Source organism: Aeromicrobium ginsengisoli (assembly GCF_004134905.2).
Classification (GTDB): Bacteria; Actinomycetota; Actinomycetes; order Propionibacteriales; family Nocardioidaceae; genus Aeromicrobium; species Aeromicrobium ginsengisoli.
Genome location: NZ_SDPQ02000001.1, coordinates 997,065 through 1,011,029, shown reverse-complemented (window position 1 = coordinate 1,011,029; position 13,965 = coordinate 997,065). Strand labels below are relative to the sequence as shown.

General features: G+C 68.9%; 15 protein-coding genes and 2 tRNA genes. 6 read left to right on the top strand and 11 right to left on the bottom strand.

The window, feature by feature from the left end:
* Positions 1-28: 28 nt before the first annotated feature.
* Positions 29-625, top strand: coding sequence for a YczE/YyaS/YitT family protein (locus tag ESP70_RS04990; RefSeq protein ID WP_149688201.1), 597 nt, complete (start codon positions 29-31; stop codon positions 623-625).
* Here ESP70_RS04990 and ESP70_RS04985 read toward each other — a convergent pair whose 3' ends face one another.
* A complete protein-coding gene (locus ESP70_RS04985) occupies positions 626-1,561 on the bottom strand; it encodes a patatin-like phospholipase family protein (protein ID WP_149688200.1) in 936 nt (311 codons plus the stop codon).
* A gap of 242 nt (positions 1,562-1,803) precedes the next feature.
* Here ESP70_RS04985 and ESP70_RS04980 point away from each other — a divergent pair, with 242 nt between their 5' ends.
* Positions 1,804-2,628: a class I SAM-dependent methyltransferase gene (locus ESP70_RS04980; protein WP_149688199.1), complete on the top strand. Its 825-nt coding sequence runs from the start codon at positions 1,804-1,806 to the stop codon at positions 2,626-2,628.
* On the opposite strand, the gene ESP70_RS04975 is transcribed toward ESP70_RS04980, so the two are convergent.
* The 6 genes from ESP70_RS04975 to ESP70_RS04950 form a co-directional block, all read right to left on the bottom strand.
* Complete coding sequence (locus ESP70_RS04975) at positions 2,625-3,476, bottom strand: NAD-dependent epimerase/dehydratase family protein (protein ID WP_149688198.1); 852 nt, start codon at positions 3,474-3,476, stop codon at positions 2,625-2,627. The genes ESP70_RS04980 and ESP70_RS04975 overlap by 4 nt on opposite strands.
* A gap of 152 nt (positions 3,477-3,628) precedes the next feature.
* Entirely contained in the window at positions 3,629-3,898 is a 270-nt protein-coding gene (locus ESP70_RS04970) for a TFIIB-type zinc ribbon-containing protein (RefSeq protein ID WP_149688197.1), read from the bottom strand.
* A gap of 39 nt (positions 3,899-3,937) precedes the next feature.
* On the bottom strand, positions 3,938-4,291 hold the full coding sequence (locus ESP70_RS04965; protein WP_149688196.1) for a TraR/DksA family transcriptional regulator: 354 nt from the start codon (positions 4,289-4,291) through the stop codon (positions 3,938-3,940).
* Positions 4,292-4,393: 102 nt separating this feature from the next.
* Positions 4,394-4,466, bottom strand: a tRNA-Lys gene (locus tag ESP70_RS04960).
* On the bottom strand, positions 4,457-6,019 hold the full coding sequence (locus ESP70_RS04955; RefSeq protein ID WP_149688195.1) for a phytoene desaturase family protein: 1,563 nt from the start codon (positions 6,017-6,019) through the stop codon (positions 4,457-4,459). Before ESP70_RS04955 ends, ESP70_RS04960 begins: the two co-directional genes overlap by 10 nt.
* A gap of 26 nt (positions 6,020-6,045) precedes the next feature.
* Positions 6,046-6,717, bottom strand: coding sequence for a DNA alkylation repair protein (locus ESP70_RS04950; RefSeq protein WP_149688194.1), 672 nt, complete (start codon positions 6,715-6,717; stop codon positions 6,046-6,048).
* Positions 6,718-6,791: 74 nt separating this feature from the next.
* Here ESP70_RS04950 and ESP70_RS04945 point away from each other — a divergent pair, with 74 nt between their 5' ends.
* On the top strand, positions 6,792-7,778 hold the full coding sequence (locus ESP70_RS04945) for a pirin family protein (protein WP_149688193.1): 987 nt from the start codon (positions 6,792-6,794) through the stop codon (positions 7,776-7,778).
* A gap of 12 nt (positions 7,779-7,790) precedes the next feature.
* On the opposite strand, the gene ESP70_RS04940 is transcribed toward ESP70_RS04945, so the two are convergent.
* Positions 7,791-8,456 (bottom strand): histidine phosphatase family protein, encoded by a 666-nt coding sequence (locus tag ESP70_RS04940; protein ID WP_149688192.1) that lies wholly within the window; start codon positions 8,454-8,456, stop codon positions 7,791-7,793.
* Positions 8,457-8,485: 29 nt separating this feature from the next.
* Positions 8,486-8,884: a hypothetical protein gene (locus ESP70_RS04935; RefSeq protein WP_149688191.1), complete on the bottom strand. Its 399-nt coding sequence runs from the start codon at positions 8,882-8,884 to the stop codon at positions 8,486-8,488.
* 91 nt (positions 8,885-8,975) lie between these two features.
* Between ESP70_RS04935 and glpK the strand changes: the two genes are divergently transcribed.
* The 3 genes from glpK to ESP70_RS04920 all read left to right on the top strand — a co-directional run bounded on the left by glpK (position 8,976) and on the right by ESP70_RS04920 (position 13,124).
* Positions 8,976-10,517 (top strand): glycerol kinase GlpK, encoded by a 1,542-nt coding sequence (glpK, locus tag ESP70_RS04930; protein ID WP_149688190.1) that lies wholly within the window; start codon positions 8,976-8,978, stop codon positions 10,515-10,517.
* Positions 10,518-10,602: 85 nt separating this feature from the next.
* Positions 10,603-12,351, top strand: a complete 1,749-nt coding sequence (locus ESP70_RS04925) for a glycerol-3-phosphate dehydrogenase/oxidase (RefSeq protein WP_149688189.1) — start codon at positions 10,603-10,605, stop codon at positions 12,349-12,351.
* On the top strand, positions 12,351-13,124 hold the full coding sequence (locus ESP70_RS04920; RefSeq protein ID WP_149688188.1) for a DUF4097 family beta strand repeat-containing protein: 774 nt from the start codon (positions 12,351-12,353) through the stop codon (positions 13,122-13,124). Before ESP70_RS04925 ends, ESP70_RS04920 begins: the two co-directional genes overlap by 1 nt.
* A 36-nt stretch (positions 13,125-13,160) precedes the next feature.
* Here the strand turns inward: ESP70_RS04920 and ESP70_RS04915 are convergent.
* Together ESP70_RS04915 and orn are read right to left on the bottom strand one after the other, a co-directional pair.
* Positions 13,161-13,236, bottom strand: a tRNA-His gene (locus ESP70_RS04915).
* A 61-nt stretch (positions 13,237-13,297) separates the two neighbouring features.
* Positions 13,298-13,921, bottom strand: a complete 624-nt coding sequence (gene orn / locus ESP70_RS04910; protein WP_149688187.1) for an oligoribonuclease — start codon at positions 13,919-13,921, stop codon at positions 13,298-13,300.
* Positions 13,922-13,965: the final 44 nt, after the last annotated feature.

Below are 13,965 nucleotides of genomic sequence, written 5' to 3'. Positions count from 1 at the left end.
CATGACAGGGGCTGCGAGGATCGTGTCCGTGGTGTCACAGCTCGTACGACTTGTGGTGTCCTGCGTGATCCTGGGCATCGGCGTCGCGATGATCCTGATCGCCTCGCTCGGCTCGGACGGCTACTCCACGATGATCAACGGGTTGTCGATCGCGCTCGACGTGGAGTTCTGGATCGTCAACCTCGTCGTCGGTGTCGCGCTCGTGCTGATGGCCTGGGCGCGCGGGCTCAAGCCGGGACTCGGCACGATCACCCAGCCACTCGTCGTCGGCTTCGTCGTCTCAGGGCTCCTGGATGCGTTCGCCGAACCCGACGCGTGGTGGGCGCGGGCGGCGTTGCTGGTTCTCGCGTTCCCCATCCTTGCCGTGGGGGTGGCGGGCTACCTGGCCGTCGACGCGGGTGCCGGGCCGACTGAGGCGGCGGCGTTGGCGTTCGACCCGCCGGTGCCGTTCAAGTGGAGCTACAGCGTCGTGCAAGGTGGCGGGGCGCTCGTCGGTTGGTGGTGCGGCGCCGCGGTCGGCCCGGGCACGGTGCTGGTGATCTTCTTGCTGGGGCCGCTGGTCGACCTGCTGTCGGCACGTTTCACGGTGCTCTCGATCGACCGTTCCGGACGAGACGCATCCTGATCACCGCCAGAGCTCGCTGAGCCGCTGGGCGAGAGCTCGGCCCTGGTCGTGGCCGGCTCGGGCGGCGGGCGGGCGCAGGGACACGTCCATCGCGTTGGCGCCGAACAGGTGCCCGGCGTCGTCCTCGGGGAAGACCGTCTCGACTCTGCTGCCGGACGACCGCAACGCCTCGACCTGTGCGCTGAGGTGCGTGCCCCACCGCTCCGGCACGAGAGACCGGCCACCGAGTGGCGCGAGCACCAGCACGCGTTCGTGGCCGGTCGCCAGGTCGGCATTCTCGGCGTTCGAACGATAGCCACCGTCGATGTACGCGTTGTCGCCGATCATGAAGGGCTGGCCGCTGGAGCAGCTGGCGGCGACGGCGTCCGCGAGGTCGACGCCACTGTGGCGGTCGAATGCGGCAGGGTCGCCCGTACGGGCATCGACCGCCGTGATGAGCACGGATCGCTCCGGCCAGTCCTGACTGGGCAGCCGCGACGCCACGGTGGCCCGCCACATCGTCTGCCACGAACCGTCCGAGTCCGCCGCCATCGCGAGGGCACTCGAGCCCATCCGCCGACGCATGTCTGCGGCGTCCTCGGAGGCAGCAATGATCGTGCGGATCCGATCGAGGTGGTCTGCCACGGACGTGCCCGGATCCCGTCCCGGACCGGACCGCGACGGGCGGTTCTGCCGCTGCGGGGGAGCGACGAGGGTGGCTTCGTACAGCTCGCCAGGGGGCGCACCGGCCAGCTGGGCAGCAGCGGTCGCGCCGGCTGACGTCCCGACGGTCAGGTCGGCGGTGGTGACGTCGAGCCCGGCGTCGTACAGGCCGGCGATGACGCCGATCAGCCACGCGTTGCCGGTCGATCCGCCGCCACCGAGGACCAGAGCGCGTTGGCCGGATCGGGCGATGGTCGAGCTGACGTGCAGGGGTGAAGCAGAGGTGGTGTTCATGGGATGGCCTTTCGCAGATGCGTTCAGGCGCTCCCGGCGGCGACTAGCTCAGTCGCGCGATCGTGGACTGCAAGGGAGCGCCCACTGTGGGTCCTGCGTACATGGGTCTCACCTCCTGCCGGTCGAACACGATTCGCGGGGACTCTAGCGCGGCGCCGGTGCGGGGCGCAAGACGAAAAACATGTGCGGTGCAAGGAATTTCGGGGCATCCTGAGGTGATCACCCGGACCAGGGAGCTGCCCATGAGCACGAACAACGACGAAGCGGACCGAGCGCTCAAGGCCAGGCACCAGGCGCTGTGGTCGCTCGGCGACTATCCCGCAGTGGCCGCCGAGGTGATCCCGGCGACGGGCCCCCGACTGGTCGAGGCGTGCGGCATCCGGGCCGGTCAACGCGTGCTGGACGTCGGCGCCGGCTCAGGCAACGCGGCGATCCCGGCCGCCCAGACCGGTGCTGAGGTCATCGCGTCGGACCTGGCGCCAGCACTGCTCGACGTCGGACGGCAGAACGCCGGCCGGCAGGGCGTCACGCTCGAGTGGCAGGAGGCGGACGCCGAGGCGCTGCCGTACGCCGATGGCGAGTTCGATGTCGTGATGTCGTGCGTCGGCGTGATGTTCGCTCCCCACCACCAGGCGGCGGCGGACGAGCTCGTGCGGGTGTGCCGGTCCGGCGGCACGATCGGCCTGCTGAGCTGGACGCCGCAGGGTTTCATCGGGCAGATGTTCGCGACCATGAAGCCGTACGCCCCGCCGCCGCCTCCGGGTGCGCAGCCGCCGCCGTTGTGGGGCGACGAGGCCCACGTGCGCGAGCTGCTCGGGGACCGCGTCACCGACGTCGATGCCCGCAAGGAGAACCTGCCGGTCGACCGGTTCGGCACACCCGAGGACTTCCGCGACTTCTTCAAGCGGACGTACGGGCCGACGATCGCGGTCTACCGCAACATCGCCGAGGACCCCGACAAGGTCGACGCGCTCGATCGCGAGCTCGCCGACCTGGCCCGGCGCCAGGGTGAGACCGGCGCCATGGAATGGGAGTACCTGCTGGTCACCGCCACACGAGCGGGCTAGGCAGCCTCGACGTAGCCTGCCCGGAGCTCGTCGACCAGGCTCGGGCGCGTCGGCTGCCAGCCGAGCTCGCTCTTGGCCCGCTGTCCACTGGCCTGCTGGTCGAGCAGCAGGGCCTCGCCGAAGCCACCGAGTCGCTCGATCGTCGTGGCGGGGTCCTCGGGGGTAACCTCGCCGAGTGCTTCGCCGAGCTCGCGCACCGTGGGGTTGTGCCCGCTGGCGCCGACGTACGTCCGACCGCCCGGCGCCTGTTCGAGGACCCGCACGTAGAGGTCCGCGAGATCATCGACGTGGACCGTGGTCCAGCGCTGGTCGCCGCCACCGAACAGCGTCACGCTGCCGGCGTCGACCGACCCGGCGAACATCGCCGGGATGCCCTTGCCGTGACCGTAGACGATGCCGGGCTGCACGACTGATGCCTTGATGCCGGACTCCAGCAGTCGTTGCTCGCCCGTCAGGCGCCAGGACGTGAGGTCCGGCGGGGCGAGCGGGCTCGCCTCGGTGATCGCCGGGTTGCTGCCGTAGACCCAGATGCCGCCCGTGTGGACGAAGGGCTTCTGCGTGCCGCTGAACGCGGCGATCGCCGCGTCGATGACCGCGTCGTTGAGCTCGGCGTCGTGCTCGTTGCCGCCGGCGGCGGTGTGGATCGCGGCGTCGTGCCCGCGCAGCTCGGCGGCGAGCCAGTCGGCGTTGAACAGGTCACCGATGATTCCGGTCGCGCCGGCGTCCTGCACGTGGAGCGAGGACTTCTGGCTGCGTACGACGGCGGTGACGCGATGTCCCGCCGCGACGAGCTGGTCGAGCACGGCCGATCCGATGAAACCGGTTCCCCCGGTGAGCAAGATCTTCATGACAGTGCCAACCGGGGGAACGATGGGGCTATTTCGTGACGTGGTTCACATCGAGTCGCCGTTGCGATGTCGGCTCACGAGGTTTCGTCATCGGGCGGCTTCGCCGCGATCGCTCAACCTGACTGAACGCGAACTCGCTGCGCTCGCCTGGTTCAGTCAAACAGCTCGGTGAGCCAGTGCTCCTTCTTCTTCTTGCGGTAGGGCTGCTGCTGCCGATTGTCGTAGCGCGGCTGTTCGTAGCGCGGTTCGGCGTACTGCTGCTGCGGAGCCGCGGCACCAGGTGCGTCGGCGGTCGCGCGGTCGAGGATCTTGTCGAGCTCCGCGCGGTCGAGCCACACGCCCCGGCACTCGGGGCAGTAGTCGATCTCGATGCCGGAACGTTCACTCATGACCAGGGTGGCGTCGTCGGTCGGACACTTCATGGATGATTCCTCCTTGCCACGCTCAACTCGGCGCAGCAGTCAGGAGTTCCCACCTGACGCATGAGTCACACACGTACGCGCGACGGGGCGTGCTTCCAGCCGGCCGTCCGCGATCGCCTCGCCGCACACCTCGCACCGGCCGTACGTTCCCTCGTCGATGCGGGTGCGTGCCGCGTCGATCTCGGCAAGACGGCGCTCGGCCTGCTCGATCAGTGCACTGACCTGGGAGCGCTCGAACGCGATCGTGGAGCCCTCCGGGTCGTGCTCGTCGTCGGCGTTGGAATCGGCAGACGCGTCGATGATGCCAGTGAAGTCGCGGGTCAGCGTGGCCAGCAGCTGGAGGGCTGCCGAGCGTTCCTCGTCGAGCCGGGCGAGGGCTTGAGCCTGGTCCATGGTTCGTCACCTCTCGCTGTCGGGTCACGCGGTTTCGTCATCGGCGGCTTCGGCCTCAGGCAAAGCAAAGGCCCCGTTCGGCGAGGAACGGGGCCTTCACAGTGCGGCATCAGGGACTCGAACCCCGAACCCGCTGATTAAGAGTCAGCTGCTCTGCCAATTGAGCTAATGCCGCGAAGCGGGTGCAACATTATCAGCCGCCTCCGGTCCCTCATAATCGAGGATCGCATGGGCCGCGTTGTGGCCGGCGATGCCGCTCACGGCGCCCCCGCGCCGAGCTCCGCTGCCGCACAGCAGGACTCGCGGATGACTCGTCGCGACCCCCCAACGCTCCGCGGGATGCCGGGGCTTTTCGCCCTCCTCGAGCCACGGCCACTGCAGGTCGCCGTGAAAGATGTGGCCGCCCGGCATCGCCAGCGACTCCTCGATCTGCGCGGGCGTCTTGTGCTCGACTCCGAGGATCAGCGGCTCGATCGGCTCGTCGAGGTGCACGTTGATCGCGGCGAGGAACTGCGCGTACGCCGTGGCGGCTGCAGCCTCGTCCGGCAGCACCTCGTACGGCGTGTGCAGCCCGAAGTAGGTCAGGGTCTGCGCCTCCGAAGCGGCGAGGTCAGGCCCGAGGATCGAGCGGTCGGTCAGGGTGTGGCAGTAGAGCTCGCCGGAAGCGTGCTCCGGCAGCGATCCAGCCGCCGCCTGCTCGTACGCGTGCTCGAGCTCACTCATCGACTCCCCGACGTGGAACGTGCCGGCGAACGCGATCGCCGGGTCGATCCCGGACTTGAGCCGCGGGAGCCGGGAGACCAGCAGGTTGATCTTGAACTGCGAGCCCGACGGCTTGGGTGGTGTCGGCCCACTGAGCAGACGCTCCAGCACGTACGGGGCGACTCCGCTGAGCACCCAGTCGGCATCGATCACGAAGCCGTCGCCGCACACCGTGGCCCCGACGTCGTAGGCGTCGATGCCGTCGACCTCGCAGTTGGTCCGGATGTCGACGCCGGCCTCGCGCGCGACCCGCTCGAGCTCGGCGGTCACGGCACCCATGCCGCCGACCGGCACGCGCCACTCACCGGTGCCGTTGCCGATCAGGTGGTAGAGGAAGCAGCGGTTCTGCACGAGCGTCGGGTCGTGGAGCGAGGCGAACGTGCCGATCAAGGCGTCGGTGCCGACGACTCCGCGCACGAGGTCGTTGGCGAAGCGGCGCTCGAGCGCCGTGCCGATCGGCTCGTCGACGAGGTCGGTCCAGATCGCCATCTCGACCTGGTCGCGCAGCTCGCCGATGTGGGGGAGCGGCTCGAGCAGGGTCGGTGCGATCGCGTCCGCGACCGTGGACACCTCGGCGTAGAAGCGGCGCCACGCCTGCAGCTCGTCGTCGGAGCCTGTGAGCGTACGGAACGACGCCTCGGTGGCTGCCCCGGGCACGGTCTCGACGAGCAGGCCGCCGCCGTCGTACGGCGTGTAGGACGCGGTGTCGCGCGATCGCAGCTCGAGGTCGAGCCCGAGCTCGGCGATCAAGGCCTTCGGCATGAGGCTGACGAGATAGGAGTAGCGGGACAGCCGGGCATCCAGGCCCTCGAACACAGCAGCGCTGATCGCGGCACCGCCGACGTGGGGCAACCGCTCGAGGATCGTGACGCTGCGGCCGGCTCGGGCGAGGTAGGTCGCCGCGACCAGCGCGTTGTGGCCGCCGCCGACGATCACGACGTCATGCTTCTCGGATGCTCGTTCCATGGCCCCAGACTAGGACCGGTCGAGCGTCACAGGTGCTTGAGCGCCTCACGCCTCGAGAGCCCGCTGAGATCCGGGTGGTCCGCGACGAACGTACGCACCCAGTCGGCCTCGACACGTGCATACTCCCGCAGGGCCCAACCGATCGCCTTGCGGACGAAGAACTCCGTGTCCTCGACGTTGGGCTCGATGACGTCCGTCAGCAGCGCTGGGTCGACCCGGTCGCGGCGGCCGAGCTGGCTGATGATCGCGAGCCGGCGCAGCCAGAAGTCGTCAGCGGTGCTCCAGCGGCGTACGACGGCCGCCGCTTCGGCGGCGTGGGCGTCGTGGAGCTCGGCGACGCGGTGAGCCAGGTCGTCGACGTGGTCCCACCAGGCTCCGGTCGTCGCCAGGTGCTCGTACAGGGGGACGAGCTCGAGCCGGCCGGTGGCGACCTTCGCAGCGAGCAGGCCGCTCGCGGCATAGCGCTCCTCGCGGAACTCCGCCTCGTCCCACAACGTACGAACGGCGGCCTCGAGCTCGTCGAGCGTGGGCGGATGCGCGCGGAGCGCAGCCTTGGTGATCGACCGCACCGCAGGCATCGGCACGCCGAGGAACGGCATCGCCGACTTCATGTACGCCTGCATGTGGGGTGCCCGTTCGGCGTCGGCGGCCTCGCGCAGGGCGGTCCGTATCGCCGAGACCAGGGAAGCGTCGCTCATGGCGAGAAGGATAGGGGAATGCTTGACGATGGTTGAAGGTTAAACTATATTGAAGACCTACCGAGGAGCTTGAGATGCCTGCTGTGAATGTCGCCGACTGGACCGTCCTGCCCCGCGTGATCGCGGCGCCGACGCAGACCGAGGACCGCGCGCCGGTCACCGTCACGACCGCGCCCAAGGGTTACGAGGGCGAAGGCTTCCCGGTGCGCCGGGCATTCGCCGGGGTCGACCCGAGCAAGCTCGACCCTTTCATCCACATGGATCAGATGGGTGAGGTGGAGTACGCGCCCGGCGAGCCGAAGGGCACGCCCTGGCACCCGCACCGCGGCTTCGAGACCGTGACCTACATCGTCGACGGCGTCTTCGAGCACCAGGACAGCCATGGCGGTGGCGGCTCGATCACCGACGGCGACACGCAGTGGATGACCGCAGGCAGCGGCCTCCTGCACATCGAGGCGCCGCCGGAGTGGCTCGTCGTCAAGGGTGGCCTGTTCCACGGCCTGCAGCTGTGGGTCAACCTGCCCAAGGCCGACAAGTGGCTGCCGCCGCACTACCAGGACATCCGCAGCGCCGACGTGGGGCTGGGATCCACGCCGGACGCCGGAGCCCTGCTGCGGGTCGTCGCGGGCGAGGTCGACGGGGTCAAGGGGCCCGGCTCGACCCACACGCCGATGGCGATGGTGCACGCCACGGTCCTGCCCGGCGCGGAGATGACGGTGCCGTGGCGCACCGACTTCAACGCCCTCGTCTACGTCATGAGCGGCAGCGGATACGTCGGCCGCGAGCGCCGACCCATCGAGTCGGGTCAGCTCGCGGTCCTCGGGCACGGTGAGACCATCACGGTCGGCGCCGATCAGCGCCAGGACAGCCGTCACCCTGCGCTCGAGGTGGTTCTGCTCGGCGGCCTGCCGATCCGCGAGCCGATCGCCTGGGCCGGACCGTTCGTCATGAACACCAAGGCCGAGGTCATGCAGGCGTTCGAGGACTTCCAGAAGGGCCGCCTCGGCACGATCCCGTCGGTCCCGCACGCCGAGGTGCACGGGGAGATGCTGCAGGACTGACCTGCGAAGGGCTCAGTCGTCGAGCGGTTCGGACGCGGGGCTGTGGTCGGAGGCAACACCTCTGGCTGCGGCCTCGCTGACGCTCTCGCCGAGCCATGACTCAACCTCCCAGCCGGTCGCGCTCGATCCCTCGACGACGACGATGCCGGTGTTGACGACGTAGTGGTCGCTCACGAAGTCGAGGTCGATGTTGGTCGTACGCACGGTGCACCACGCGCGGATCATCGCGCCGTGGCTCACCAGCACGACGCTGTCGACGCCCAGCGACTCTGCCTCGGCGACGACCTCGTCGAAGCGGGCAATGACCTCGCGGCCCGTCTCGGCGCCCGGCATACGGACGTCGAGGTCGCCGGCGCACCAGGCGAGCAGTGTGTGGACGTACTGGTGGACCGAGGCCTCATCGGTGTTGCCCTCGACGTCGCCGGCCGCGATCTCGCGCAAACCGTCGCGGACCGCGGGCTCCAGGCTGCGGGCGGCGACCAGCGGAGCCGCAGTGAGGTGTGTCCGGATCATCGAGGACACGAAGATCGCGTCGATCTTCTCGTCGGCGAGCGCCTCGACGAGCTCCTCGGCCTGCTGCTGGCCGAGCGTCGTGAGTCCCGGTCCGGGCACGGTCGACTCCAGGATGCCCTCGACGTTTGCGGGGGTCTGGCCGTGGCGGACAAGGATCAAACGCATGACCCGAGCCTAAGGGCGAGGCAGCTGGCTCACCGAAGGGGCGGCAGCAGGATGTCGCCGGTGACCGACCAGACCTCGGCGATCCGGCCCTGATCGTCCAGGAGCAGGACGTCGATGCCCGTGCGAGGCGCCAGGTCGGTGGCACCGACACTCCACACGATCGTGATGCGGCGGCCCTCCTGGTCGAGGACCGGGTCGCCTTGAACGGCGTACACGACCCCGTCGACCGCAGTCCCGATGCCGTCGACCACGGTCTGGAGCTCGGCCGGCCCGGTCGTGGTCGCCGGCCGCGGCGACGGCGGTGTGCGACCGAAGTGGACGAGCGCGTCTGACACGACGAGCCCCTCAGCAGGAATCTCGCGGTTCCACATGCGGGTCCAGTCGGCAGCGATCGAGAGGTGCGAGCGTGTAGCAGGTGTCGAAGTCATGGATGTCTCCCCGAGTCGTGGACGGATGTCTCAGACGCTAGGTGCCGCCGGTGACAGGACTCGCCGTCGCCATCTCGCTAGGCTCTCGCGCATGGCAACGGAGGCTCACGCGAGGTATGTCGGCGCGATCGACCAGGGGACGACCAGCACGAGGTTCATGGTCTTCGACCACGACGGCCACGAAGTGGCGCGACACCAGCTCGAGCACGAGCAGATCCTGCCGCAGGCCGGCTGGGTCGAGCACGACCCGCACGAGATCTGGGAAGCGACCCAGGACGTCATCGAGACCGGCCTGAGCCGGGCCGGGATCACCGCTGACGGGCTCGTCGCCGTCGGCATCACCAACCAGCGCGAGACCACCGTCGTGTGGGACCGGCGCACGGGGGAGCCCTACTACAACGCGATCGTCTGGCAGGACACGCGTACGGACAAGATCGCGAGCGCGCTCGACAAGAGCGGCGACGGCAACCTGATCCGCGACCGCGCGGGCCTGCCGCCGGCGACGTACTTCTCCGGCGGCAAGATCCAGTGGATCCTCGAGAACGTGGAGGGCGTCCGCGCCGACGCCGAGGCCGGTCACGCACTGTTCGGCAACACCGACAGCTGGCTCATGTGGTGGCTGACCGGGGGGCCCGACGGCGGCTTGCACCTCACCGACGTCACGAACGCCAGTCGCACGATGCTGATGGACCTCGAAGCGCTGGACTGGGACGACGAGCTGCTGGCGTTGTTCGGCGTGCCGCGCGCGATGCTTCCCGAGATCCGCTCGTCGTCGGAGGTCTACGGCCACACGCGTGCCGACGGTCCATTCGGCGGAGCGGTGCCGATCGCGGGGGATCTCGGCGACCAGCACGCCGCCCTGGTCGGCCAGGTGTGCTTCGAGCCCGGAGAGCTCAAGAACACCTACGGCACCGGCAACTTCCTCGTGCTCAACACCGGCACCGAGATCGTGAAGTCCAGCAACGGGCTGATCACGACGCCGGCCTACAAGTTCGGAGATGCGCCGGCGGTCTACGCCTTGGAGGGCTCGATCGCGGTGACCGGATCGGCGATCCAGTGGCTGCGCGACCAGCTCGGCATCATCAAGGCCGCCGCGGACTCCGAGAGCCTGGCCCAGAGCGTCGACGACAATGGCGGCGTCTGCTTCGTTCCGGCGTTCTCCGGGCTGTTCGCGCCCTACTGGCGCAGCGATGCGCGTGGCGTGATCGTGGGGCTCTCGCGCTACAACACCGTCGCCCACATCGCCCGGGCCGCGCTCGAGGCGATCTGCTACCAGAGCCGCGACGTCGTCGACGCGATGGTCGCCGACGCCGGGCTCGACCTCACGATCCTGCGCGTCGACGGCGGAGTCACCGCCAACGAGCTGTGCATGCAGATCCAGGCCGACGTCCTCGGTGTGCCGGTCAGCCGCCCGGTCGTGGCGGAGACCACGGCGCTCGGTGCCGCCTACGCCGCAGGCCTCGCGGTGGGGTTCTGGGCCAACACGGACGAGCTCGTCGCCAACTGGCACGAGTCGAAGCGGTGGGAGTCGACCTCGACACCGGAGCAGCGCGAAGCCGGGCACGCCCAGTGGAAGAAGGCCGTCGAACGTACCTTCGGCTGGATCGACGTCGACGCAACCCCTGGTCCTTGAGCTTGTCGAAAGGACGAGGGTGTCGTTTCGACAAGCTCACGGACCGAGACTCGCCCCGCAACCGGGCGGCTGATTGACTGGGGGCATGCGATCGGTAGCCCTGTCACCTGAGAACCGTCAAGCCGCTCTCGACGCGATGGCGGCGAGTCCCTTGGACATCCTCGTCATCGGCGGCGGAGTCGTCGGTGGCGGTGCCGCGCTCGATGCCGCCACCCGTGGGCTGTCCGTCGGGCTCGTCGAGGCCCGTGACTTCGCGTCTGGCACCTCGAGCCGCTCCAGCAAGCTCATGCACGGCGGCCTGCGCTACCTCGAGATGCTCGACTTCCGGCTGGTCGCCGAGGCCCTCAAGGAGCGCGGCCTCAGCCTGCAGAAGCTGGCCCCGCACCTCGTCCGCGAGGTCGGCTTCCTCTACCCGCTGACGCACCGCGTCTGGGAGCGCTTCTACGCCGGCTCCGGCGTCGCGCTCTACGACGCCATGAGCAAGGCCTCCGGCTACGGCCAGGGCGTCCCGCTGCACCGTCACCTGACCCGCAGGGGAGCGCGCCGCATGATGCCCGCGCTGCGCAAGGACGCCCTGATCGGCGCCCTGCACTACTACGACGGCCAGGTTGACGACGCCCGCCACACGATGTTCCTGTCGCGCACCGCTGCGGCGTACGGCGCACATGTCGCAAGTCGTACGCGTGTCGTCGGGCTGCTCCGCGAGGGCGATCGGGTCACCGGCGCGACGGTCAAGGACCTCGAGTCCGGGCGCGAGTTCGACATCCGCGCCAAGCAGGTCATCAACTCGACGGGTGTCTGGACCGACGAGACGCAGGCACTGACATCCGAGCGCGGCCAGTTCCACGTACGTGCCAGCAAGGGCGTGCACCTCGTCGTGCCGCGCGACCGCATTCGTGGTGAGTCCGGACTGATCCTGCGCACCGAGAAGTCGGTGCTGTTCGTCATCCCTTGGGGTCGTCATTGGATCATCGGCACGACCGACACCGACTGGTCGCTGTCCAAGGACCACCCGGCGGCGAGCCGCAGCGACATCGACTACCTCCTGGAGCACGTCAACTCGGTGCTCGTCGAGCCGTTGACCCATGACGACGTCGAGGGGGTCTATGCCGGGCTGCGCCCGTTGCTGGCCGGTGAGGACGAGGCGACCAGCAAGCTGTCCCGCGAGCACGCGGTCGGCACGAGCGTCAAGGGTCTCGTCGTCATCGCGGGCGGGAAGTACACGACCTATCGCATCATGGCCAAGGACGCGGTCGATGCCGCCGTCCACGGCATGTCATCGCTGCTCGACCGCCGGGTGCCGGACTCGTGCACCGAGGACGTGCCGCTGCTGGGTGCCGACGGCTACGAAGCGATGTGGAACCAGCGGCAGATGCTCGCAGCGTCGAGCGGTCTGGGCGTCGGCCGCGTCGAGCACCTCCTGCACCGCTACGGATCGCTGACTCTCGAGCTGCTCGACCTGATCGCCGAGCGCCCTGACCTCGGCAAGCCCTTGACGGGCGCCGACGACTACCTGCGCGCCGAGATCGTCTACGCCGCGACGCACGAGGGCGCCCGGCACCTCGACGACGCGATCGCTCGTCGTACGCGCATCTCGATCGAGACGTTCGACCGTGGCACCGACGTCGCCGCCGAGGTTGCCGAGCTGATGGCCGGTGTCCTCGGCTGGACCAAGGCCCAGCGGGACAACGAGGTCGACCACTACCTCAAGCGGGTCGAAGCCGAACGGGAGAGCCAGATGATGCCCGATGACGAGACTGCCGACGCCGCCCGCATGGGTGCTGAGGACGTCGTGCCGATCGCCACGACCAGAGCAAAGGCGAAGACCGCCTGATGGCTCAAGAGACCGTTGCCGACTACGACGTCCGCTCGCCGGCGTCGCGCACCCTGCTGACTGTGATCAGCACGATCGCCACCGTCGTGCTGCTCGGTGGCCTCGTGCTCGGCGCCTCGCTCGTGAGGCGCGACACCCGCATCGCGACCGCGGATGTCGAGCTCGGTGACGTCTCCCAGCTCGTGATCAACGCCGGCACGGCCAACGTGCGCCTGGTCGAGGGCGAGGAGGGCGTGGTCAGGATCCGCTCGCGGATCACCTCGGGCCTGCAGAAGACGACCTATCAGCTGGGTCGCCGCGGCAACGAGATCAAGATCGTCTCCGCGTGCAAGACGTGGTTGTCGCCGGGGTGCGGGGTCTCCACCACGCTCGAGGTGCCCAAGGGGCTGCCGATCGTCGTCAAGTCGACGTCGGGCAACGTCAGGGCCGACTCGCTCGCCGAGGGATCGCTCACAGTGAGGTCCGGGAGCGGCGACCTGACGGTGGCGGACCTCAGGGTCGACGAGCTCGACGCCAGGACCGGCTCGGGCGACATCAACGCGACATTCGCGACGCAGCCGTTCGGACTGAAGGTCAACACCACGAGCGGCGACATCCGGGCGACGGTGCCCGAAGGCAAGCGCTCGTATGCCGTGATGGTCTCGTCCAAGTCCGGCGACATCTCCAACACCCTCGACGGCGAGGTCACCAACTCGATCTCCGTGGCGGACGCCGGCAAGGGTTTCGTCCGAGCCGTCACCACCAGCGGCGACATCCACCTGGCCAATCAATGACAAGACCCCCGGTCCTTGCGGAACCGAGGGTCTTCGTGGGGTGGACGACGGGACTTGAACCCGCGGCCACCGGCACCACAAGCCGGTGCTCTACCAACTGAGCTACGCCCACCACGCGTGCCGGGCATACGCCCGACACGGCGTCAGGAAGTCTAACGCAGACCTGACGCGGCTCAGACCGTAGCCCGCCCCTCACCCGTCAGCGATCCGGCGACCTCGGCGGCGATGGCCTTGGCCGAGTCGGTGTCGATGCCCGGATCCGGGGTGAAAACCGCGCGGCGGTAGTAGCGAAGCTCCTCGATGCTCTCCTGGATGTCGACCAGCGCACGGTGGTGACCCGCCTTGGCCGGCGCCGCGAAGTAGGCCCGCGGGAACCATTGACGGGCCAGCTCCTTGATCGAGGAGACGTCGATGACGCGGTAGTGGAGCCAACCTTCGAGCTCGGTCATGTCGCGAGCGAGGAACGACCGGTCGGTGCCGATCGTGTTGCCGGCCATGGGCGCCTTGCCGGGCTCCTTGACGAACTCCCGGACGTACGCCAGCACCTGCTCCTCGGCGTCTCGCAGGCTCAGGCCGTCCTCGAGCTCGGTGAGCAGGCCCGAGCCGGTGTGCATCTCGCGGACGAAGTCGTTCATCTGCTCGAGCGCGGCCTGCGGGGGCTTGACGATGAGGTCGATCCCGTCGCCGAGGACGTTGAGGTCGTAGTCGGTGACCAAGGCGGCCACCTCGACCAATGCATCGGTCTCGAGCGAGAGTCCGGTCATCTCGCAGTCGATCCACACCAGCTTGTCATTCACCCGCTGAACACTAGTACGCCCGTCAGACGCGACATATCGACACT